Raw genomic sequence first — 22,455 nt, 5'->3', positions numbered from 1 at the left:
TCGGGAACGGTGACGCACGTGATGTGCCACGCATGTGGTCGTGCGCTAATTCCGTTTGCCGGAATTTACCGCACTTCCGCGTTCTTCCAAAGCATGCTGAACGAAGCTACGCGTTCGACGACACGCGTCGGGGCGGGCACGTGGATTGCTCGCTAACAGACGCGCCCCGCGTGCCAACGTCTATCGCGATGCCGCGCGGGATGTGACTGCTCGCTGTGTGATGCATTCAATTCGGCCCCCGAGTTCGCTGCTTCATTCGCGACTTCACGTGCCCGAGAACCCACTGCTTCGCGAGAGACCGATCATGCCAACGACTGCCCGCCGTGTCGCCCAGCTGTCGCAACTGAGGGCGGACCGCGCCGAACGCGTGGTGGTGGACGACGAAAATATCCTGCTGGTGCGCGACGGCGATACGGTTCACGCCTATGCCGCCGACTGTCCGCATGCGGGCGCGCCGCTGGAAAAAGGCGCGCTGTGCCGCGGCAGGATCATCTGTCCGTGGCACAAGGGAACGTTCGATGCCGCCACCGGCAACGTGCTCGAACCGCCCGCATTGATTGCGCTCGATCGCTACCCGGCGGTCGTGAGCGGCGACGACGTGATGGTGACGCCGCAACGAATCCCGCAACCGGTGCTTCGCGTGCACACGCAAGCGCCGCATTTCGTGGTGATCGGCGCAGGCGCGGCGGGCGCCGCCGCGTGCGCCGCGTTACGCGAATGCGGCTTCGGCGGCCGCATCACGCTGATCGGCGACGAGCCCCATGCGCCCTACGATCGCACCGTGCTCAGCAAATTCCTCCCGTCGGGCGAGATGACGCCGGATGACGTGCCCCCGCTGCTCGCGCCGCACTGGCTGGAGCGGCACGGCATCGAGCGGATCGTCGCGAAGGTCGCGCGTCTGAACGTGCCGGCGCGTACGCTGCACTTCGAGAGCGGCATCACCCCGGCGCAGATCACCTACGACAGCGCGTTGCTCGCCACCGGCAGCGTGCCGAAGCTTCCGGTGATCCCCGGCTGCGAACTCGGCGGCGTGCACGTGCTGCGCAATCTCGACGACGCCGCCGCGCTACTCGACGCGCTCGGCGACGACGCGCCGCAAACGCGGGTGGCGATTCTCGGCAACAGCTTCATCGGGCTCGAAACGGCTTCCGCGCTGCGCAAGCGCGGCGCGCCCGTGACCGTGATCGCGCCCGACAAAGTGCCGTTCGCCAAACAGTTCGGCGAGCGCGCGGGACAGATGTTCCGCGCGTTGCATGAGCGCAATGGCGTGACGTTCCGTCTCGGCGCGCAGGTCGTGTCGCTGGAAGGCGAGGAAGGCAACGTGCATCAGGTGATGCTCGAAAGCGGCGAGCCCATCGCCGCCGACGTGGTGCTGCTGGGCACGGGCGTTATACCGGCTACCGGGTTTGTCGAAGGCTTGCCGCTGCAGAAGGACGGCGGCGTGATCGTCAATGCGGGCATGCAGGCCGCGCCGGGACTCTATGCGGCGGGCGATATCGCGACGTTTTCGCTGCACGAGAACGAGGAGCCGTTGCGCATCGAGCATTGGCGCGTCGCGCAGCAACACGCGCGCATCGCCGCGCAAAACATGTGCGGCGCGCGCAACCGTTATGCCGGCGTGCCGTTTTTCTGGACGTATCACTTCGGCAAGAGCTTCGAGTATCTCGGGCATGCGAACGAGTGGGACGACATCGTGATGGAAGGCGAACTCGAACGCCAGTCGTTCATCGCACTGTATCTGCAGGACGACAAGGTTGCCGCGGTGCTCGCGTGCGAACGCGAAGCGCACACCGCGCGTCTGCTCGATGCGATGGGCGATGGACTGTCGCGCGCGGCCGCGTTGGCGATCATCGAGGATGAAACCCGGCGCGCGCGTTAGAGCATTGGAGCAACTGTAGCTGGGCTGGGTCTTGCGTAACGCGCGCGGCTCACCGCACCACGTTTCACTGATTCGATTCCCTCAAGGAGAAACCGCTATGACAGCACACAAGGAAAAGCATCCGAACAGCGACAAGAGCGAGAAGCAGATCGACAAAGAGGTTGAAGACAGCTTTCCCGCCAGCGATCCGCCGTCGACCGGTGGCACCACGAAGATCGTTCCCGACAAGGATGATACGAAGTCGAAGGACAAGCCGACGGCCGGCAAATCGGGTGGGCGCTAGGCGCGCCGAACGATCAGGCGAGCGAGCGTCGAGCGTGGTCCCTGAAGCAGAGCCCGCTCGCCGCGCTCGCGGCGAGCGGAGTTCTCGCGCTGATGGCTCGCGCTCGTAGCTGGCGCTCGTGGTTTGCGCTGATTACCGGGGCATTGTGCAATACGAAACATCGAGTGCCCATCAGCATCCCTCGACCATCGTCGCCTCGGTGCGCTCGGCGCTCTTCACCGAATCCATTCTCCGGCAAGCCGCCAGCACGTCCTGCAACGACGTCGCATAACACTCCGCGCCCATCGCGCTTTGCAAGTCGGCGCTCCATTTGTCGGTGTCTTCCTGCGCCCACAAACCCACCACGATCGACACATGCGGCAAGCGCGCGCGAATACGCCTCACCAGATAGCGCAGATGCGAAGGAATCCCGTCGATCTGCAAATAGAAAATGCAGACGATGCCGACATCGTCCGCTTCGAGACTATCGATCGACGCGCGCGACGCGGCCTCGTGCTGTACCGACCGCGCCGCAAACCCGTGCTTGCCGAGCAGTTGCAGCAGGATCGTCGTCGCGAGCGAATCGAGCGGCCCGCGCCCGGGAATGCACAGCACCCGGGTATGGGCCGCGTGAGATGACGCGGCGGATTCCTGTGCGGCTTCACTGTCGGCTCGACTGTGCGACGCGCTCCCGGTCAGGCCCGCCACCGCAAGCGCATGCGAGTTGCCCTCCCGCGCACGCTCGTCCACCGATGGCGCGAGCGGCCCAACTGCGCTCCAGTTCTGCTCCATCGTCTGCGCAACCGGCTGACGGTCCTCATAGCCGTCGAGTCCGTCCACCAGATCGTTGGTGGTCGCCTCGATGCGCGCAAGCTGCGGCGGGGTCACGCTGCCGCGCATGACGTCGTTCGCCGCGAGCTGCAAGCCCTTGATCGCCACCTCGTCGTAGTAAGCCGACAGCGAACGTTCGCGCAGCAAGATCTCCGCTTGCTCGATCGCTTCGTCCGGGTCGCCGGCGAGTGCGCGCTGGTAGAAGTTTTCGATCGGCGTCAACGCGGGCTGATCGCCGAGCAGCACGTGGAGGAATTCCAGCCGCCGGACATGCCGGCCGAGCACCAGCAGGCACAGCGTCAGCGGCGTCGACAGGATCAAGCCTATCGGCCCCCAGATCCAGCTCCAGAAGATCGCCGCGACCACCACCGAAAACGGCGACAGTCCCGTGCTGCGACCGTATAGCAGCGGCTCGACCACCTGCCCCACGAGCAACTCCACGGTGACGAACAACGTCAGCGACCAGATCGCCATCGCCCAGCCTGGACTCACCGCGGCGGCGAGCGCGGTGGCGAGCGTGGCCGAGATCCAGATGCCGACGTACGGCACGAGCCGCAGCAACGCGGCGAGAATGCCCCACAGGATCGGACTGGGCACGCCGATCAGAAACAGCCCCGCGCCGATCACGAGGCCCAAGCCCGCATTCAGTCCGAGTTGCGAAACGAAGTAGCGGCTCAGACGCCGCGCCGCTTCATCCATCACCGTGGTCGTGCGGTGCAGATCGCGCGAACCGAACAGACGGATCGCGCGGTCACGCAGGTCGTCGCGTTGCAACAGGATCACCACCATCACGACGAACACGATGAACGCCGTTTCGAGCGGACTGATGGCCGGCGACAGCACGCGCCTCGCCAGCTCGAACGGCGTGGGCACCGGCTCGCGCACTTCGACCGGCACGGCCGCCGGCGCATGCGCGCTGCCCGCAGCCGACGCGCCGCGCGGCGTGACCACTTGCGGCGGCTCGACAGTCGCGCGTTGCAGCGCCTGGCCGGCCACGCCCGCAAGCCGGGTCAGCTTGCCGATAGTCAGACTGTGCACGGTCTCCATCTTGCGTTCGATGGTCGCCTGATAACGCGGCATGCCCGCGGCGAGATCGCTCAGTTGCGTGGCGATCAACGCGCCGAACATGGCGATGACCGACACCGAAATCACCACCGCCGCGAACACCGAAGCGACATGGCCGAGCTTCAGCCGGGCCAGTGCGTCGACCAGCGGCGCCACGAGGAAGCTGAGCAGAATCGCGAGGGTGATCGGGATCAGCACGGCGCTCGCAAAGTACAGGCAGGCGACCACGGTGACGCCCACCGCGAGCGCAACCAGCCCGTCGATGCCGAATGCGGCGGACGCCTGGATGCGCGCGGCAGGTCTCGCGACGCGTGGATCGGGAAAGTCCTTCATGATGCGATGGATTGGATGTCCGGTTTTCTTTTCTATGACAGGGGATACGTCGTGCAGCATGCGAGCGGCCCACACCGTTGGCGTCGCGGCACCGATGCCGCGCGAGCGCCGGCGTTGCAACTCGCTGCGCAGTGCGTTGATGCGTTCAATGCTGATTTGATGAGCTTCGATGGCGCGCGCTTACTTCACCGCACCCCCGGCAATCGGCCCGCTTTCTATCGGCGGCGCTTCCTTTTCTATCTCCGCGCGGGCCTGCTCCCAGTATTCGTCAGGCGTGCCCTTGGGGTCCGTTGCCTGCTCCCACAGGTAATAGGCGCGCGTGCGAATCTGTTCCACTTGAGCGGTTTGTTCCTGTTCCATTTGATCACCTCTGGTTAGACCTCGCGAAGACCGACATCGGCTGCGACGTGCGCTCGCCACCATCGTGGCGAGCGCACTGTCATCGACACGCGAGCAAGCCCTATACCTGGACGCCTGCGGACTCAACGAACTCGCGCGCGCAATGCTGCCCTTCGCGATCCGCCATCACGAGCCAGCCGATGCTTCGCCTTCATCCGAAGTGAGTTGCTCCTCAAGCCGGTCGAATACGCGCTGGGTCGCGCGGCTCGGCGCTTCGAGCGCGAGCAGCAGAAGCGAGCGCCCCGTCACCTGATAAGCATCGCCCGCGCTGAACTGCGGCAACTCGGGCCGCACCGGCATGTTGGTGTCGAGCAGGCAGGTCCACGTGTCGCCTTCGGGAATATCGGGCAGCGTGAAATTGACGACATCGTGATGCGCGTTCAGCACCAGCAGCAAGGTCGCGTCGGACGCGAGACGGCGAATGCCGCTCGCCTGCGCGCGTCCGTCGATCACGAGCCCGAAGCAGCGCATCGACGGATCGTCCCATTGTTCCGCGGAGATATCCGTGCCGTCCGGCGAAAGCCAGCGGGCGTCCGTCACGTCGAGTGCCTCGTTGTATTCGCCGGTGAGAAAGCGCCCGCGCCGCAACACCGGCAGACGGTGACGCAGCGTGGTCAGGTTCCTGACGAACTCGGTGAGCGCCCGGCCATCGTCGTCGATCGCTTCCCAATCGACCCAGCTGATCTCGTTGTCCTGGCAATACGCGTTGTTGTTGCCCTTCTGCGTGCGGCCGAATTCGTCGCCCGCGAGTAGCATCGGCGTGCCTTGCGACAGCAGCAGCGTAGCCAGCAGGTTGCGCTTCTGACGCTCGCGTTGCGCGCGAATCTCCGCGTCGTCGGTCGGGCCTTCCACCCCCATGTTCCAGGACTTGTTGTCGGAGTGGCCGTCGTTGTTGTCCTCGCCGTTGGCTTCGTTGTGCTTGTCGTTGTACGACACGAGATCGTTCAGCGTGAAGCCGTCGTGCGCGGCGATGAAATTGACGCTGGCCCACGGACGCCGGCCGCGATGATTGAACTTGTCGCCCGAGCCGGTGAGACGCGTGGCGAGATCGGCAACCTTGCCTTCGTCGCCCTTCCAGTATTCGCGCACCGTGTCGCGAAAGCGGTCGTTCCACTCGGCCCAGCCAGGCGGAAAGCCGCCCACCTGGTAGCCGCCGGGGCCGCAGTCCCACGGCTCGGCAATCAGCCGCACGCTGTTGAGCACCGGATCTTGCCGGCAGCTATCGAGAAAGCCGCCGCCTTCGTCGAAGCCATGGGTCTCGCGCCCGAGTATCGTCGCGAGGTCGAAACGGAAGCCGTCCACTTTCATCTCGGTGATCCAGTAGCGCAGGCTGTCGGTGACCATCTGCAGCACGCGCGGATGCGACAGGTTCAGCGTGTTGCCGGTGCCCGTATCGTTGATGTAATAGCGCGGCTCGTCGGGCATCAGCCGATAGTACGACGCGTTGTCGATGCCTTTGAAGGAGATCGTCGGGCCGCGCTCGTTGCCTTCGGCGGTGTGGTTGTAGACCACGTCGAGAATGACTTCGAGATCGGCCTGATGAAAGCGGTCCACCATCTCCTTGAACTCGGCCACCGAGTCGGTCGGCGACGCGAAGAAACGCGGATCGGCCGCGAAAAAGCCGATCGTGTTGTAGCCCCAGTAGTTCGTAAGACCTTTGTCGAGCAGATAGCTGTCGTTGACGAAAGTCTGGATCGGCATCAATTCGACCGACGTCACGCCGAGGTTGCGGATGTGGTCGAGCACGACCTGCTGTCCCAGTCCGGCAAAAGTGCCGCGCAATTTCTCCGGCACCCCCGGATGACGTTTGGTGAAACCGCGAACATGGGTTTCATAAAAAATCACGCGCTCCCATGGCAGCGCATTGCGTTCGGGATGGCTCCACGAGAAATTGGCGTCGACCACGATGCACTTCGGCACGAAGGGCGCGCTGTCGCGCTCGTCGAACGACAGGTCGGCCTCTTCCGAATCGAGCGTATAGCCGAAAATCTCCGGCGCCCATTTCAGCTCGCCGATGTGTGCTTTCGCGTAGGGGTCGAGCAGCAGCTTGTTCGGGTTGAAACGATGCCCCTTCTCGGGTTCGTATGGGCCATGCACGCGGTAACCGTAGACCGCGCCCGGCTTCAGATTCGGCACGAACACGTGCCAGACCTCGTCGGTGTATTCGGGCAGCTCGATACGTTCGATCTCGTTCTGGCCGGTCTTGTCGAACAGGCACAATTCGACCCGCGTCGCGTGCGCCGAAAACAGCGCGAAGTTGACGCCGGTTCCGTTCCAAGTCGCGCCAAGCGGAAAAGGCGTGCCTTCCGAGATGCGCGTCGAGTAAGTGGCCTGGGATGACATTGTGGTTCCTATGGAAACAAGAGGCGCTTGCGCGCGTGTTCGGATGTAGGCAGTGGTTCAGTCGATGCAGGCAATTCCGGACCGGCGGCACTCCTTCAACATTCGCGGATTGCGCGGAGCGCCCGCCTGGCGCGGGCTTCCTGCATGTGAGCGTCGGCGCATCAAACCGTAAGCCCGCTGGATGAGCAAGTTCCAGGCCTAATGGACTACGGCGCGGACATTGGCGGTTCAATGGCGTTGCGTCCAGTTTCACGGCTCAACCGCGGCACAATTTTTGCAGCCAACAAGTTAAAAGCCATCCTCGAAGGGCTACCGTCCACGTGCTGCCGGACCGCCTCGAACCCCACAGGGAGAACGTTTATCATGCGCAAAATGCAGATCAAGCCGCTTGTCGCCAGCGCGATGCTTTTCATCGCGCTCGCCTCTTCCTACGATAATGCGTACGCCCAAGGCGCGCCTCAGGCGATTACGGAAAAACGCACGGACGTGGTTCAGCTCGCGAGTGGCTATCGCGCGTCGAAGCTCAGCGGCGCCGACGTGTACAACCGCAACAAGGACAACATCGGCACGCTCGACGATCTGATCGTCTCGCCGAGCGGCGATCGCCGCACTTACGCGATCCTGTCGGTGGGCGGCTTTCTGGGGATGGGCAAACACCTGGTCGCCGTGCCGTTCAATGACTTACAGATAGAAAACCGGCGCGTAGTGCTGCCGGAAGCCACGAAGAAGTCCCTTGAAGCGCTACCTGAATTCAAGTACGCGCCAGATTGAACGACTGACGTATTCGTGGGCAACTGAAAAGCGGGGTTGATTGATACAGCGTGAGCGCCCGAAGGCGCCCACGATCTGCTGCGAACAGCCTGCACACAACAAGCCAGTCCAACATAGTCAATAACCCTAACTAACTTTACTGATGCATTTTCACCCGGCTTTTCCGCGCGGAGTATTTCACCCGATAGTCACCACGGAATATAGCGGTTGTAGCGGCCATAACCAGGCTACAACCGAAGCAAGCATTTCGCAAGCAAGAATGTGGAGGGCGCTGCTCAGCCTGGGGATTTCAATAACCAGGCCTCAAGGCATGACGCTTTTTTGCGCGGCGTTGTGGCCGTTTGATGACAATGGTTGCGGAATCTGATTCGACAATACGAACGTATTGCCGACACGCGCAAGATACCTGCCACCCTCACGGCGGTCCGACGGCATGCAGCGCCGCCGCCGACTCGAGCACGCGCAAGAGACGCTCCGGCGTCAACGGCTTGGCGCAATGCGCATCGAAGCCCGCCGCCCGCGCGCGCGCGCGGTCGTCCCTCGAAGCGAACGCCGTACACGCGACCAGCAGCATCTGCGAAGTCGACGGATGAGCGCGCAGCCGACGCGCCAACTCGAGCCCATCCAGTCCCGGCATCTTGATGTCCAGCACCACCGCGAACGGCTGCCATTCGCAGGCCATGTCACACACGGCGAACGGATCGTCGAGCGCACGGCACTCGAAGCCGTCGGTGGTCAGCAGCATCTGCAACGCGTCCGCCGCCTCCCGATAATCGTCCACCACCAGCACGCGACGATGCGAGGCCATTGCATACTGAATTGGCCGCCACACCACGACGTCATCGTTTTCATCCATTCTTTTGTCGAACGTCACCATCTTCTCCTTGGCTTTTGCGTGCGCCGCCGCCGGACACTCCGGACACGGGCGCAAGATTCGCTCCCAGTCCAGCGATCAAGCTCATCGCTCGCCACGCGATAGCTTTGAATGACGCCGCCTTGCCGCCGCATCACCGCCGTATAAGGCTCGCGCCGCGCCCACGGTTTGCGAAGCAAGCCGCCGCCTGCCCATTGCCCAGCCGATTCGATGTGAAATCGCGCGATGCCCACGCGCATCGCAGAGGCGAAAACGCACTTCTGCCGTGCACTTCGCCCTTGCCACGTGCATCGCATGAAGCGCTTGCAGCGGTCCGTCCGGCTGCGCGAATCTTCGCAGCGAAGACGAAAATTTGACGTGTGTTCACGGCGCAATCGGTAGCGTCGACACACTCACAGAATAAGCGAGGAAGCTTGCTGAAATAACGTCAACGTTTTAGGGGTTTGCGCGCAGCGGGTTATCCCGCACGATCGTCGATGAAGCCCTTGAGCGTGGCTAACGTATCGGCATCGTCGATCTGTTTATCGGTACGCCAACGCAGCATGCGTGGAAAACGCACCGCCACGCCGGACTTGTGACGCGGACTCGGCTGGATTCCTTCAAAGCCGATTTCAAACACCTGGGTGGGCGTCACGCTGCGCACAGGGCCGAACTTTTCAACTGTAGTCTTGCGCACGATCGCATCCACCTGACGCATCTCTTCATCGGTGAGACCTGAATAGGCCTTCGCAAATGGCACAAGCGTGCGCACGCCATTCGCTTCATCCCACACGGCGAACGTGAAGTCGGTATAGAGGCTCGCACGGCGCCCGTGACCACGTTGCGCGTAAACCAGCACGGCATCGACCGCATGGGGGTCGATCTTCCATTTCCACCACGTGCCCGAAGCCTTGGTGCGGCCCACGCCATACAACGATTCCCGCTGCTTGAGCATCAGCCCTTCCACGCCGCGCGCACGGCTCTCTTCGCGCAGCGCCGCAAGCGCCTGCCAATCGGGCGCGCTAACCAGCGGCGACACGCGCAACAGATCGCGCGCCAACGTGCCGTCGACCGCCGCAGCCAACTCGTCGAGCCGCGCGCGCCGTTCGATGAGCGGCGTCATGCGCAGATCCTGGCCGTGTGCTTCGAGCAGATCGTAGGCGAGTAGCGCGGCGGGCGAATCGGCGAGTACTTTTTTTGTCAGCGTTTTACGAGCAATACGCGGTTGCAGTCGCGCGAACGGCAAAGGCGCGGCGGCGCCCGGCTCCCACGCGAGAATCTCGCCATCGATCACATGACCGTCGGGCAGCGCGTCGCCTAAAGCAGCCACTTCGGGAAAGCGGTCGGTGATCAGATCTTCGCCGCGCGACCACAACCACACACGTCCGCCGCGTTTGACGAGTTGCGCGCGAATGCCGTCCCACTTCCATTCGATCAGCCATTGCGAAGGATCGCCCAGCGTCGCCGGATCGGCCTGCAACGGATGCGCGAGAAAGAACGGATACGGTAAGCCGGGATCGTTGTCGCCCTGTTGCGCAGGCTCGCCCGTTTGCGTGCCCTCGCCCGTCACGTCGGGCGCGATCAAACGCAGATAGCGCGCCGCGTCCGGCTTCTGATGCGAATCGGTCCAGCCGACCATGCGTTGCGCGATCCGTTTATGATCGACGCCCGCCACTTCGGCCAACGCCCTGACCACCAGCTGACGCGCGACACCGACGCGAAAGCCGCCGCCAATCAGTTTGGTCAGCAAAAAGCGGCCGCCCCAATCGAGTTCGTCCCAATAGCTGAGTAAGCGCGTGCGCAATTCCTCAGGCGGCACGCCGCGCAAAGTCAGTACGCGCTGCTCGATCCATTGCGTGAGCCCCAGCTCCGAGGTGCGCTGCGCGGGCGGCAAGATATGCGCGATGGTCTCCGCGAGATCGCCGACCGCGTGATACGACTCCTCGAACAGCCACGGCGGCAAGCCGGCGCGCTCACGGGCGATCTCGCTCAACAGACGCGTCGGCACCGATTGACGCGGCTTGCCGCCGGCAAGGAAATACGAGGCCCACGCGGCGTCTTCAGGCTCGGCGGCGGAGAAATAGCTGGTGAGCGCTTCGAGTTTGTCGTGGGTGGACGTGGTCGCATCGAGCGCGGTATAGAGGGCGGCGAAGCGTTTCATGGGTGGCTCGCCGCTGCCGGTTCGACGCTGCCCGCGGCATCGGCTTCGACGGTGTCGTCGCCATACTGGGTTTCGAATGCGCCGGCTTCGAGGCCCTGCTCGCGCAGCCAACGCACCATCGGCTCGACCGATCCATGCGTGACGATCACGCGCGCGGCGCCGGTTGCGTGTATCGCGCTTTGCAGGCCGGGCCAGTCCGCATGATCCGACAGCACGAAGCCGCGATCGACGCCGCGTCTGCGGCGCGCGCCCCGCAGGCGCATCCAGCCCGACGCGAACGCATCGCTATAGTCGCCGAAGCGCCTGAGCCATGCGCTGCCCTGCGCGGACGGCGGCGCGACGATCAACGCCTGCCTGAACGCCGCCTTGTCTTTAACCGGGATTTCACCGACGAGGCCGACCGGCGGCAAGCGCACCCCGGCCTCGCGATACGCGCGATTGAGCGGCTCGACAGCGCCATGGCAGAAGATCGGACCGATCCCCGCATCGACGCTCGCCAGCACACGCTGCGCCTTGCCGAACGAATAACAGAACAATACGGATGCGCGCCCTTCGGCGGCATTGTGACGCCACCATGAGTCGATGCCGTCGAACACCACTTGCGGCGCGTCCCAGCGATAGATCGGCAAGCCGAAGGTCGATTCGGTAATGAAGGCATCGCAACGCAGCGGTTCGAACGCATCGCAGGTCGGGTCGGGGTCGAGCTTGTAGTCGCCCGACGCCACCCACACGCGCCCCGCGTGCTCGATGCGCACTTGCGACGAACCCAGCACATGTCCGGCAGGATGCAGCGATACGAATGTGGCACCGATCGCGAGCCGCTCGCCATAAGCGAGCGTTTGCAGCGTGATGCCGGGCAAGCGCGACAGCAGCACGTTCGCGCCAGCACGCGCAGCGAGGTAGTGGCGGTGTCCGAAGCGCGCATGATCGGAGTGCGCATGCGTGATCACCGCGCGCTCGACCGGACGCCACGGGTCGATATAGAAGTCGCCCGCCGGGCAATACAGTCCTTCCGGCCGCGCGACGACGAGATCCCGCGTGTCGGATTCGTCCGGTTTGTGCGGTTTTCCCGATTTGTCCGACCCGATGTTCGATTGATGTTCCGGCTGATCCATCAGGCAGTTCCTGAAGTCGGGCTCAGTGTGTTGAGAGGACGTGCTGATTCCAGCTTGAGATGCGAGAACGCGCGTGCCTCATGGGTATCGATACATCGTGACTCATGTCGGGATGTATCGGCGCAAACGGCACCAAGCAAACAGCATTCCTGACAGATTCCGCGCGCGCCTGCGCGTTCGCATGCGCGAGGTCAAGTCTGGCTGCGTTCTTGCTTACGGTATATAAAGCAAGCAGGCGTGTCGAGACGAGCTGCCAGCCGGCAGTCCCCGATTCGCATCGCGAGACCCCATGCAAAGCCTCTTCGACCAGCACGCGTTGTATATCGCGAAACATCCCGGCCCGTTCATCCTGCAAACGCTGAAGGCATTCCGCGCGAACCAGGGTTTGCTGCTCGCGGGCGCGGTCGCGTATTACGCTTTGCTGTCGATCGTGCCGCTGCTGATCCTGATCGTGATCGCGCTGTCGCGGTTTCTGCCGCAACAGGTGCTGCTCGCCGCGCTCGCCCATCTGCTGCGCTGGCTGGTGCCCGGCCAGTCGAATGCGCTGGTGCAGGAGCTCGCCAATTTTCTCGCACATCGCGCGGTGATCGGCTGGGTGCTGCTGCTGACCATGATCTTCTTCAGCTCGCTCGCGTTCACGGTGCTCGAAAACGCGATGTCGCTGATCTTCGTGCACCGCGTGGTGATCCGGCGTCGGCACTTCCTGCTTTCGGCGCTGCTGCCCTATTGCTACATTCTTTTTCTCGGCGTCGGCCTGCTGATCGTCACGTGCGTGTCGAGCGGGCTGGAATCGATTGGAGCCGGGGGCGTCGAACTGTTCGGACTGCATGTCTCGCTCGAAGGGCCTACGCGTGTGCTGTTGTATCTGCTGGGCCTCGCGGGTGAGATTTTCGTGTTGACATCGATCTATCTGGTCATGCCCGTCGGGCGCCCGTCGGTCAAACATGCGTTGTTCGGCGGCGTGGTGGCCGCCGTGTTGTGGGAGATCACGCGCCATGTGCTGGTCTGGTACTTCGCGACACTATCGCAGGTCAGCGTGGTGTATGGATCGCTGACCATGGCGATCGTGATCCTGCTCAGTCTCGAATGGCTGGCTACGCTGCTGTTATTCGGCGCGCAGGTGATTTCGCAATACGAACGATTCGGCCGGGAGCCTCTTCACGCGCCCCAGCCGGAAATCAAAACCGATTGATCTCACGTGCAACGAACGAAGCAACCACCCACGCGAGCAGCCACGCCACCAACAACGCGCAACGCGCACCGCTTGACGGGCGCAGCCCGCCCCTTCTGGCGACGAGACTGCGGTAAGATTCCCCCGATGCCGGCCGGCCGCATTCCCCGCCGCGCTTTCACAGACATCAGGACTGACAATGAGCATTACCCAGCGCAACAGCATACGGATCTCCGGCAGCGGCAAACGGACCATGGTGCTCGCGCATGGCTTCGGCTGCGACCAGACCATGTGGCGCTACCTCGCGCCGTCGTTTAATCCCGAGTTCCGCACCGTGCTGTTCGATCACGTCGGCAGCGGCTCGTCGGACCTGTCCGCTTACGACCCCGTCAAATACGACTCGCTGGGAGGCTACGCCGACGACCTCATCGAAATCGTCCGCGCGGTGGCTGGCGAACCGGTGGTGTTCGTCGGCCATTCGGTCAGCGGCATGATCGGGCTGATCGCGAGTCTGAAGGCGCCGCATCTGTTTGCCGCTCAGGTGATGGTCGGCCCCTCACCCTGCTATGTGAACGACGGCGACTACATCGGCGGCTTCACGCGCGAGGACATCGAAGATCTGCTGCGCACGCTGGAAAGCAATTATCTCGGCTGGTCGAGTACGATGGCGCCGGTCATCATGGGCGCGCCGACGCAGCCGGAACTCGCCATCGAACTGACCAACAGTTTTTGCCGCACCGACCCCGAGATCGCCGGGCAGTTCGCGCGCGTCACGTTCCTTTCCGATCATCGCGCAATACTCCCGCGCAACACCACGCCCACACTGATTCTGCAAAGCAGCGAAGACATCATCGCGCCGTGCGCGGTCGGCGAATACATGCGGCGAACCATGCCGCTCAGCACGCTGCATGTGATCGAGAACGTCGGCCATTGTCCGCACCTGAGTTCGCCCAGCGCCAGTTCGGCGGCCATCGACGCCTTTCTCGGACAATTGAGCCTGTAACGCGATGTCCCCCAACGACCACCCGCTGCCGTCAGCCGACGCGTTGTACGAGCACGCCGCGTGCGGCCTGCTCGTCACCGACACCAACGGGCGCATCCAGCGCGTGAACGCGACTTTCTGCGGCTGGCTCGGCTACGACGCGGCGGAATTGATCGGCGGCAAGCTCATCCAGGATTTGTTGAGCGCGGGCGGCAAGGTGTTCTACCAGACGCATTGGGCGCCGTTGCTGCAAATGCAGGGCTCGGTGGCCGAGGTGAAGCTGAACATGATCCACCGCGACGGCCGCATGGTTCCGATGCTGCTCAACGCGGTGTGCAGCCGTCACGCCGGCGCGAGCTACTTCGAAGTGGCGGTGCTGATCGTTGCGGACCGCCACAAGTACGAACAGGAACTGCTGCTCGCGCGGCGCAATGCCGAGGCGTCGGTGGCGGCGCACAAGCTGGCGCAAAAAGCCTTGCAGGAAAGCCGCGACGTGCTGAGCCTCGCCATGCGCGGCGCGCGCATGGGCGCGTGGTCGCACGATCCGGCTTCCGGCAAGTTCTGGTGGAGCCGCGAACTGGAAGCGCTCGCCGGTTACGCGGAAGGTCGTTTCGCGCACACCGCCGGCGGCTTTTTCGAACTGATTCATCCGGGCGATCTGGTCGGCCTGAAAGAAGCGGTCGATCGCGCGGTGGCGAGCGGCGACGACTATGTCGCCGAATTCCGCTTCATGCATGCGAGCGGCGACTGGTGCTGGATGGAAGGCCGCGGCCGCGCCACCTACGACAGCAACGGCGAGCCGCTGACCATCTACGGCCTCGGCCTCGACATCACCGAGCGCAAGGAAGCGCAGACCGTGCTGCTGCGCCAGGCGGCGATCTTCGAGCACTTGAGCGACGCGATCGTGATCACCGATCTGCGCGGCAACATCACCGACTTCAATGTCGGCGGCGAACGCATGCTCGGCTATCGCACGCGCGAAATTCTCGGCAAGCCGGTGTCGATCTTCCATCCGCCGGAAGACGCGCTGCGCATTCGCCGCGAAGCGCTCGCCGCGCTCGCGGCCGACGGCACGTGGCGCGGCGAGCTGACCTTCGTGCGGCGCGACGGCACGCGCGGCATGTGCGATACCATCGTCAAGCCGCTCGCGAACGCACGCGGCGACATCTACGGCGCGGTGTGCGTGAGCCGCGACATTACCGAACGACGGCGCGCCGAGCAGCAACTCACGCGGCTCAATCTCGAACTCTCGAAAGCCGACCGGCGCAAGGACGAATTTCTCGCCACGCTCGCGCACGAACTGCGCAATCCGCTCGCGCCGATGCGCAACGTGCTCGAGATTCTGCGTCTGAAGGAATTCGCGGACCCGCAACTGAACTGGTCGCGCGACGTGTTCGACCGCCAACTGCAGCACATGACGCATCTGGTCGACGACCTGCTGGAAGTGTCGCGCATCACCCAGGGCAAGCTCGAATTGCGCAAGCAACGGCTCGAACTCGCGCGCGCGATGCAATCGGCAATGGAAGCCGCGCGGCCGAGCGTGCAGGCGTCGTCGCATCATCTGAGCGTGACGCTGCCGCGCGAGCCGCTTTATCTCGACGCCGATCCGACGCGCCTGTCGCAGATGATCCTGAATCTGTTGAACAACGCCGTCAAGTACACGCCGGCCGGCGGCAGCATCATGCTCGCGGCAGAGCGTGACGGCAACGAGGCCGTGATCGTCGTGCGCGATTCCGGCATCGGCATTCCGCGCGAGCATCTGGACAGCGTGTTCCAGATGTTCTCGCAACTCGCCCCCGCGCTGGATCGCTCGCAAGGCGGCCTTGGCATCGGCCTCGCGCTGGTGCGCGGGCTCGCGGAATTGCACGGCGGCTCGGTTGCGGCATTCAGCGGCGGGCCGGGCACGGGCAGTGAATTCATCATTCGCCTGCCGCTGTCGGCGACAGCAGGCGGAGCCGCCGACAGCGCAATGCCGGCAATGCCGCACGCGGCCGGCATGCGCATCGTGATCGTCGATGACAACGCCGACGCCGCCGACAGCCTCGCGATGGTGCTCGAACTCGAGGGCCACGAAGTGCGCACCGCCGGCGACGGTCCCGCCGGCCTCGCGCTGATCGGCGAATTCGCGCCGCAGGCGGTGATTCTCGACATCGGCTTGCCGCAATTGAACGGCTATGAAGTGGCGCGGCGCATCCGGCGCGACCACCACGATACCGGCATTCTGCTGATCGCCGTCACCGGCTGGGGTCAGCAGCAGGACAAGCAGACGGCCGTCGCCGCCGGCTTCGACCATCACTTCACCAAGCCGGTCGATCTTCGCGAATTGCAACGGGTGTTGAGCGAGCAGCGGGTTTGAAGGAGAACGTGGCTGCTAAAATGGCGCGACATTCGCCAGCCGTCACGTCATGTTCAACGACCTCGCCGCCGCAACCATCTCACGCTCCGCCGCAATCCCTGCCCCGTGCTTCGCGCCGCGCACCGGCACGCTCAGCCATGCTTGACGAAGCCCGCATCATCCGCAAGCTAGCCGTGCGCGGCATCTTGCCCGACGCGCGCCAGCGCGACGCGATCGCGGCGCTCGTCGCGCTCCCCGCTGCAAACGGATCGCGACGCGCGAAGCCGGGCGCCGCATTCGCGCAACAAGGCGTCTATTGCTACGGACTGCCAGGGCGCGGCAAGAGCCTCGTCGTCGATACGGCATTCGAGCTGGCGAACTGCCGCAAACGGCGTCTGCACTTCCACGAATTCCTGCGTGAGATGAACCGGCGCCTCGTCAGCGCGCCGCGTGGCGATGATCGGCTCGGCGCGGTATCGCGTGAATGGCTCGACGGTGTCGAGCTGCTTTGCTTCGATGAATTCCACGTGCACGATATCGCCGACGCGTTCCTGATCGGCCGCTTCCTCGATACCGCGATTGGCCTCGGCACACGCATCGTGCTCACGTCGAACTATGCGCCGGACGCGCTGATGCCCGACCCCGAGTTTCATGAACGCTTCCTGCCGACCATCGAGCAGATCAAACGCCGCTTCACCGTGATTCATTTCGACGGTGCACGCGACTACCGTTTCGGCGGCGAACGCGCCGAGGTGCAGCGTTTCTTTGCACCGCTCGACACGTCGAGCCGCGACGCGCTGCGGCACATCTTCACGCGTCATGAAGGCAGCAGGACCGTCGAGCCGCGCACGCTGAGCGCGGCAGGCCGCCCGCTCGCGGCGCGCGCGGCGGGCGCGGCCCTGCTGTGGGCAGACTTCGAAAGCTTGTGCGTGGCGAGCCGCTCGCACCTCGACTACCTCGATCTCGCCGAGCAATGGCACGGCCTGATTCTCGACAATCTGCACACCGCGCGGCTCGCGCATGCGCATACGCTGCAACGCCTCGTGTGGCTGATCGACATCTTCTACGACCGCAAGCGCGCGCTGTTCATCGCGTCCGATCAACCGCTCGACACGGCCTTGATCGGCCTCGAAGGCGCGCACGACCTGTCGAGAACGTTGAGCCGGCTTGCTGAGATGCAGTCGCGCGCGTATCGCAGCACGCTCGAAGAGCGCGGCCACGCCGCTGAAAAGCGCGCGGCCGGATCGTGATTGCCGCTCGTCACGCTTCACGCACCAGCGCGCAGCACATGTAACGCCGCGCGCTCGTGCAAATCTTGCACGGCAGCGGCAAATCCTGCGCGGCGACTCACTCCTCGGCTGAAAGCGCAAACCGCCCGCTGATTGGCTGAAACGGACCAATCGGATGGCATGCGAGCTGCGCGGGAATGCGACCTGCTACCGCCGTTGCGGACCCATTCTTCAGCGGATTGCACTCCGCGTCTCCCGTTGCCATGATCCGAACAGCTTCCGTCGCCGCCGCGCTGTGCGCCGCGTGCCTCACTTCCGCCTGCGTGCACGTCGGACCGTCCCGCCTCAAGGCCGACCAGGTCGACTACGCGCGCGCCCTCGGCGATGCGAAGAAACGCGCAATACTCGCCGCCGTGATCGGCCTGCGCTACGGCGACGCGCCGGCGTTTCTGACTGTCAGCAGCATCATCGCCGCATACACCTTCGATACGACCGGCGGCGCCACCCTCAACGCCGGCTCGGGCAGCCTGCCGAACTACGCGCTCGCGACCGGCAGCGTGTCCTATTCGAACCACCCGACCTTCACCTTCACGCCGACCACCGGCGAGGCCTTCGCGTCCGCGTATATCCGTCCGCTCGCGCCGTCGCTGGTGATGCCGCTTGCCGAAGGCGGCATTCCGATCGATCTGCTGTTGCGCATCACCGCGCAGTCGGTGGGCGGCTTGCAGAACGGCAATGCGCTCGGCGGCGAGAACAGCGCGGGCGCGCCCGGTTTCTTCGAATTGCTGCGCGCATTGCGGCGTCTGCAACTGGCCGGCGAGCTGAACGTCGAATCGCGCGAGGCGCAAGGCAAGGACGGCAAGAGTAGCCCGATGGGCGTGTTTCTGGTGATGGGCGCGACCACCAGCGGCGAGTCGCCGCAAACGGCGGCTGACGTGGCGCGTGTGCGCAAGCTGCTGCGTCTGTCGTCGAATACGCGGACCTACGAGCTGGTGTATGGGCCTTCGTCGGCATCGCGCAAGGGCGACAGGATTCCGATGGTGACGCGCTCGGTGCTCGGCATATTGACCGACCTCGGCGCGCAGGTGCAAGTGCCGGTCGAGCGGATCAGCGACGGGTCGACCACGCCCACCGTGGGACTGATCGGCGGCGAGACGCGGCCGACCATCATCATTCATTCGGGCCAGAGGGCGCCCGAGAATGCGTATGTATCGATTGCTTATGGTCCGTCGATGTACTGGGTCGAGCGCAACGACTTCGACTCGAAGTACGCGTTCACGGTCGTGCAGAACGTGATGGCGTTGGCCGAGGCGGACACGAGCAGCAAAGCGCCGGTGGTAACGATTCCGGCGAACTGAGGCCGAGCGCCGGCGGCGATCTGGCAATCATGCGCTCGGGCAAACGGACCATCCGGCAACCGGCGGCCTGAATGCCGCCGGTTCTCTCATCGCACTCATCGAGCCATCAAGCGCCGCCCTTCGACCGCACTCGCGCGATCTGCTGCTTCGCCGCTTCGTACACACGCTCGGGCGTAAAGCCGAACTTCTTCTTCAGATCGGCCAGCGGCGCGGATGCACCGAACGTATGCATCACCACCTGCGCGCCGAGCCGGCCCACATAGCGGTCCCAACCGAGCGACGCGGCCTGCTCGACGGCGACGCGCGCATCCACGTCCGCGGGCAGCACCGAGTCCTTGTACGCGTCGTCCTGGCGCTCGAAGACATCCCACGAAGGCATCGACACCACGCGCGCCGCGATACCCTCGCCCTTGAGCTTCTCGTAGACGTCCACGCAGATGGACAGCTCGCTGCCCGTCGCCATCAGGATCACCTGCGGCTTCTCTCCTGCGGGTGCATCGGCGAGCACATAGGCGCCCTTCTGCACGCCGCGCGCGGCGGCGTAGCGGCTGCGGTCGAGCGTCGGCAACGGCTGGCGTGACAAGACGATGCACGACGGCCGCCGCGGGTCCGCCAGCGCCACGCGCCATGCCTCGGCCACTTCGTTCGCGTCGCCCGGACGCAGGACGGTCAGCCCCGGTACGCCGCGCAGCGAAGCCAGTTGCTCGATCGGCTGATGGGTCGGACCGTCTTCGCCGACCCCGATCGAATCGTGCGTGAACACCCAGATGGACGGCACTTCCATGATCGCCGACAGCCGGATCGGCGGCTTCATGTAGTCGCTGAAGATCAGGAAAGTCGAGCCGTACGGCCGCAGATTCGACAACGCGAGCCCGTTGACCACCGCGCCCATCCCATGTTCGCGAATGCCGAAATGCAGATTGCGGCCCGCGTAGTTGTCGGCCTCGAAGCTGCCGGCGCCCTCGAACTTCAGATTGGTCTTGGTGGACGGCGACAGGTCGGCCGAGCCGCCGATCAGCCACGGCACGCGCGCGGCGATCGCGTTGAGCACCTTGCCCGACGAGTCGCGTGACGCGACGCCCTTCGGGTCCGCGTCGAAAGTGGGAATGTCACTGTCCCAGCCGGCCGGCAATTCATGTGCTTCGATCTGCGCGAATTCGCGCGCGAGTTCCGGGTACTTTTTGCCGTGCGCGTCGAGCCGCGCCAGCCATTCGGCACGCGCCGCCTTGCCGCGCGCGCCGATACCCGCCGCGAACCGTCCGTGCACGCCGTCCGGCACATAGAAGAATTTGTCCTCGGGCCAGCCGTAGGCCTTCTTTGCGAGCGCCACTTCCTCGACGCCGAGCGCTTCGCCGTGCGCCGCCGACGTGTCCTGCTTGTGCGGCGCGCCCCAGCCGATGATGCTGTGGACCACGATCAGCGTGGGCCTGTCGGTGACGCTCTTCGCTTCCCCGAAGGCCGCTTCGAGCGCCGCCGCGTCGTTGGCGTCGTCCACGTGCAGCGTGTGCCAGTTGTAGCCGCGAAAGCGGCTTTCCACGTCGTCGCTGTACGCGAGGTCGGTGTGGCCTTCGATCGTCACGCGGTTGCTGTCGTAGATCCAGATCAGGTTCGACAGCTTCAGATGACCGGCCAGCGACGCCGCTTCGTGCGAGATGCCTTCCATCATGTCGCCGTCGCCGCACAATGCGTAGACGCGGTAATCGAACAGCGGCGCGTCCGGCTTGTTGAAACGGCTCTCATACCAGCGCGCGGCCATCGCCATGCCGACGCTGTTGCCGAGCCCCTGGCCGAGCGGTCCGGTGGTGGTTTCGACGCCGGACGTCAGCCGGTACTCGGGGTGGCCCGGTGTGTTGCTGTCGATCTGGCGGAAATGCTCGATGTCGTCGAGCGACACGGCGGGTGAGCCGGTCGGCTTGCCGTCGTGATCGACGGCCTTGACGTTGGCCAGATGCAGCAGCGAGTACAGCAGCATCGACGCATGCCCGACCGACAGCACGAAGCGGTCGCGGTTCGGCCACAACGGCTCGTCCGGGTCGTAGCGCAGATGGTTTTGCCACAGGTGGTAGGCGACCGGGGCCAGTGCCATCGGCGTGCCGGGGTGCCCGGAATTGGCCTTCTGCACAGCGTCCATCGACAGCGTGCGAATCGTGTTGATGCACAACTGATCGAGGGCGGGATTGTTTTGCATGGAACGCTCCTTGTTCGGCGAGTGGGAAGATGACCGGCACGCACTCTCGACGCTCTGAGCGAACGCGACGGCGGACCGTGTTGGCGTGGAACAACGCATCGGGAACCGCAGCAAGACTCACCGATGATGCGCCGATGCGCGAAACTCTGCACGGTACGTTGCATGCGGGGGGCCCGGCAACGGCTGGAACGGCGAATGAACTTTCAGAGTGCTAGTGATGGGGAGTCGTTTTTTGCGGGCGTGGTCGGCGCGTGGCCTCGCGTCATGTCGAGGTCGACTCAAGGTCATACCCAAGGTCATGTCGAAGCACGCAGCAAAACCGCCTCAAGCCGCATGCAACCAGTATTCGACGAGCGGCCCATGCTTGCCGTCGATCGGGTCCAGCGCGGGGAACGGCAGCGCGTTCATCGCCTGCAACTCCTGCGGCGACAGCGCTTCGCGGCGAATGTCCCACTGCTGCCCCTGCGGATAACCGGCCACCACCTGAAATTGCCGCTCGAACGATTGCAGACAGTGACCGGTGCCGGCGGGCAGCAACAGCGCGTCGCCTGCCGATATCGTCACCACTTTGCCGCCCGGGCCGCCGACGATCACCTGTGCGGAGCCACCCGAGACGCCGAGCACTTCATGCGCGGTCGCGTGGAAGTGGTGATAGTCGAAGATGCCGTTGCGCCACTGCGCGGCCACGCGTTGCGCTCGAACAGGATTTCGAAGGCAGCGGCGAGATCGCTGCTTGCCGGCATCAATGCGCGCCGGTAAATCACCACGGGCAGCTTGCGGTTGTTCGGCACCCAGTCGTGCGGTTCGAGCAGGAACGCTTCGTATTCGGTTTTGGCCGCGTCGAATCCGTGTTTCGTATCGTTGAACATGATTGGCTCCTGTGGGTGCTGAAGTCATTCGATGCGGATGCGAGTCGAGGCACAGCTGGGCAGCGCGGTGCGCGGCGGATCCAGCGCTGCCAGAACGGCCCCAACCTTGCAGATCGGAAAGCGCTAGTCGTGTGACGAACTGTCTGAGGCGCGGCACACCCGCGCTGTGCGAAAACTTCGCGTAATCGTAGTGAGGCTTGCATAAAGCGCGCCTGCATAGGAACGTGAGCCATCAGCGAAGTCCCCGAATGGCGAACGTCGCTGATGCCTCATCGGACGGAAATCCGAGATGGTCGCGTCACGCCTTCCAG

General features: G+C 64.4%; 15 protein-coding genes and 1 pseudogene. 8 read left to right on the top strand and 8 right to left on the bottom strand.

From position 1 onward, the window contains the following. Window positions 1–304 precede the first annotated feature (304 nt). Window positions 305–1,879: an FAD-dependent oxidoreductase gene (locus PQR02_RS14690; RefSeq protein WP_408231696.1), complete on the top strand. Its 1,575-nt coding sequence runs from the start codon at window positions 305–307 to the stop codon at window positions 1,877–1,879. A gap of 97 nt (window positions 1,880–1,976) precedes the next feature. Then, the gene (locus PQR02_RS14685; protein WP_408231693.1) at window positions 1,977–2,162 is read left to right on the top strand and encodes a hypothetical protein; all 186 of its coding nucleotides are present in this window, start codon (window positions 1,977–1,979) and stop codon (window positions 2,160–2,162) included. A gap of 171 nt (window positions 2,163–2,333) precedes the next feature. Here the strand turns inward: PQR02_RS14685 and PQR02_RS14680 are convergent, their stop codons facing one another. The 3 genes from PQR02_RS14680 to glgX all read right to left on the bottom strand — a co-directional run bounded on the left by PQR02_RS14680 (window position 2,334) and on the right by glgX (window position 7,112). Continuing rightward, window positions 2,334–4,370 carry an AI-2E family transporter gene (locus PQR02_RS14680; protein WP_408231690.1) on the bottom strand — a complete coding sequence of 679 codons (2,037 nt, stop codon included), beginning with the start codon at window positions 4,368–4,370 and terminating at the stop codon, window positions 2,334–2,336. Between the two features lie 180 nt (window positions 4,371–4,550). Further along, window positions 4,551–4,730: a DUF2934 domain-containing protein gene (locus PQR02_RS14675; RefSeq protein ID WP_408231687.1), complete on the bottom strand. Its 180-nt coding sequence runs from the start codon at window positions 4,728–4,730 to the stop codon at window positions 4,551–4,553. A 165-nt stretch (window positions 4,731–4,895) separates the two neighbouring features. Beyond that, the gene (gene glgX, locus PQR02_RS14670) at window positions 4,896–7,112 is read right to left on the bottom strand and encodes a glycogen debranching protein GlgX (protein WP_408231684.1); all 2,217 of its coding nucleotides are present in this window, start codon (window positions 7,110–7,112) and stop codon (window positions 4,896–4,898) included. 363 nt (window positions 7,113–7,475) lie between these two features. Between glgX and PQR02_RS14665 the strand changes: the two genes are divergently transcribed. After that, window positions 7,476–7,883 carry a PRC-barrel domain-containing protein gene (locus tag PQR02_RS14665; RefSeq protein WP_408231895.1) on the top strand — a complete coding sequence of 136 codons (408 nt, stop codon included), beginning with the start codon at window positions 7,476–7,478 and terminating at the stop codon, window positions 7,881–7,883. A gap of 415 nt (window positions 7,884–8,298) precedes the next feature. Here PQR02_RS14665 and PQR02_RS14660 read toward each other — a convergent pair whose 3' ends face one another. The 3 genes from PQR02_RS14660 to PQR02_RS14650 form a co-directional block, all read right to left on the bottom strand. Continuing rightward, window positions 8,299–8,739 (bottom strand): response regulator, encoded by a 441-nt coding sequence (locus tag PQR02_RS14660; protein ID WP_408231681.1) that lies wholly within the window; start codon window positions 8,737–8,739, stop codon window positions 8,299–8,301. A gap of 475 nt (window positions 8,740–9,214) precedes the next feature. Beyond that, a complete protein-coding gene (locus PQR02_RS14655; protein ID WP_408231678.1) occupies window positions 9,215–10,897 on the bottom strand; it encodes an ATP-dependent DNA ligase in 1,683 nt (560 codons plus the stop codon). Then, window positions 10,894–12,012 carry a ligase-associated DNA damage response exonuclease gene (locus PQR02_RS14650; protein ID WP_408231675.1) on the bottom strand — a complete coding sequence of 373 codons (1,119 nt, stop codon included), beginning with the start codon at window positions 12,010–12,012 and terminating at the stop codon, window positions 10,894–10,896. The genes PQR02_RS14655 and PQR02_RS14650 overlap by 4 nt, the downstream gene beginning before the upstream one ends. A gap of 289 nt (window positions 12,013–12,301) precedes the next feature. Between PQR02_RS14650 and PQR02_RS14645 the strand changes: the two genes are divergently transcribed. From PQR02_RS14645 to PQR02_RS14625, 5 genes are all read left to right on the top strand, one after another. Further along, window positions 12,302–13,204 (top strand): YihY/virulence factor BrkB family protein, encoded by a 903-nt coding sequence (locus PQR02_RS14645; protein ID WP_408231673.1) that lies wholly within the window; start codon window positions 12,302–12,304, stop codon window positions 13,202–13,204. Between the two features lie 178 nt (window positions 13,205–13,382). After that, the gene (locus PQR02_RS14640) at window positions 13,383–14,186 is read left to right on the top strand and encodes an alpha/beta fold hydrolase (protein WP_408231670.1); all 804 of its coding nucleotides are present in this window, start codon (window positions 13,383–13,385) and stop codon (window positions 14,184–14,186) included. 4 nt (window positions 14,187–14,190) lie between these two features. After that, complete coding sequence (locus PQR02_RS14635) at window positions 14,191–16,521, top strand: hybrid sensor histidine kinase/response regulator (protein ID WP_408231667.1); 2,331 nt, start codon at window positions 14,191–14,193, stop codon at window positions 16,519–16,521. A 137-nt stretch (window positions 16,522–16,658) separates the two neighbouring features. Further along, the gene (zapE, locus tag PQR02_RS14630; protein ID WP_408231664.1) at window positions 16,659–17,750 is read left to right on the top strand and encodes a cell division protein ZapE; all 1,092 of its coding nucleotides are present in this window, start codon (window positions 16,659–16,661) and stop codon (window positions 17,748–17,750) included. 242 nt (window positions 17,751–17,992) lie between these two features. Continuing rightward, the gene (locus PQR02_RS14625; RefSeq protein WP_408231661.1) at window positions 17,993–19,087 is read left to right on the top strand and encodes a hypothetical protein; all 1,095 of its coding nucleotides are present in this window, start codon (window positions 17,993–17,995) and stop codon (window positions 19,085–19,087) included. A gap of 106 nt (window positions 19,088–19,193) precedes the next feature. On the opposite strand, the gene tkt is transcribed toward PQR02_RS14625, so the two are convergent. Beyond that, window positions 19,194–21,275, bottom strand: coding sequence for a transketolase (gene tkt / locus PQR02_RS14620; protein WP_408231658.1), 2,082 nt, complete (start codon window positions 21,273–21,275; stop codon window positions 19,194–19,196). A 324-nt stretch (window positions 21,276–21,599) separates the two neighbouring features. Beyond that, window positions 21,600–22,144: pseudogene (locus PQR02_RS14615) on the bottom strand (cupin). Between the last annotated feature and the right edge of the window lie 311 nt (window positions 22,145–22,455).

The organism is Paraburkholderia sediminicola, from assembly GCF_046026895.1.
Taxonomy (GTDB): domain Bacteria; phylum Pseudomonadota; class Gammaproteobacteria; order Burkholderiales; family Burkholderiaceae; genus Paraburkholderia; species Paraburkholderia sediminicola_C.
Note: the sequence above shows the minus strand (reverse complement) of the source record. Positions and strands in the feature narration are given on the sequence as shown.

Bases quoted from the DNA above. Each gene is read 5' to 3' on its own strand.
- PQR02_RS14690 (WP_408231696.1), top strand. From the start codon at position 305: ATGCCAACGACTGCCCGCCGTGTCGCCCAGCTGTCGCAACTGAGGGCG.
- PQR02_RS14685 (WP_408231693.1), top strand. From the start codon at position 1,977: ATGACAGCACACAAGGAAAAGCATCCGAACAGCGACAAGAGCGAGAAG.
- PQR02_RS14680 (WP_408231690.1), bottom strand. From the start codon at position 4,370: ATGAAGGACTTTCCCGATCCACGCGTCGCGAGACCTGCCGCGCGCATC.
- PQR02_RS14675 (WP_408231687.1), bottom strand. From the start codon at position 4,730: ATGGAACAGGAACAAACCGCTCAAGTGGAACAGATTCGCACGCGCGCC.
- glgX (WP_408231684.1), bottom strand. From the start codon at position 7,112: ATGTCATCCCAGGCCACTTACTCGACGCGCATCTCGGAAGGCACGCCT.
- PQR02_RS14665 (WP_408231895.1), top strand. From the start codon at position 7,476: ATGCGCAAAATGCAGATCAAGCCGCTTGTCGCCAGCGCGATGCTTTTC.
- PQR02_RS14660 (WP_408231681.1), bottom strand. From the start codon at position 8,739: ATGGATGAAAACGATGACGTCGTGGTGTGGCGGCCAATTCAGTATGCA.
- PQR02_RS14655 (WP_408231678.1), bottom strand. From the start codon at position 10,897: ATGAAACGCTTCGCCGCCCTCTATACCGCGCTCGATGCGACCACGTCC.
- PQR02_RS14650 (WP_408231675.1), bottom strand. From the start codon at position 12,012: ATGGATCAGCCGGAACATCAATCGAACATCGGGTCGGACAAATCGGGA.
- PQR02_RS14645 (WP_408231673.1), top strand. From the start codon at position 12,302: ATGCAAAGCCTCTTCGACCAGCACGCGTTGTATATCGCGAAACATCCC.
- PQR02_RS14640 (WP_408231670.1), top strand. From the start codon at position 13,383: ATGAGCATTACCCAGCGCAACAGCATACGGATCTCCGGCAGCGGCAAA.
- PQR02_RS14635 (WP_408231667.1), top strand. From the start codon at position 14,191: ATGTCCCCCAACGACCACCCGCTGCCGTCAGCCGACGCGTTGTACGAG.
- zapE (WP_408231664.1), top strand. From the start codon at position 16,659: ATGCTTGACGAAGCCCGCATCATCCGCAAGCTAGCCGTGCGCGGCATC.
- PQR02_RS14625 (WP_408231661.1), top strand. From the start codon at position 17,993: ATGATCCGAACAGCTTCCGTCGCCGCCGCGCTGTGCGCCGCGTGCCTC.
- tkt (WP_408231658.1), bottom strand. From the start codon at position 21,275: ATGCAAAACAATCCCGCCCTCGATCAGTTGTGCATCAACACGATTCGC.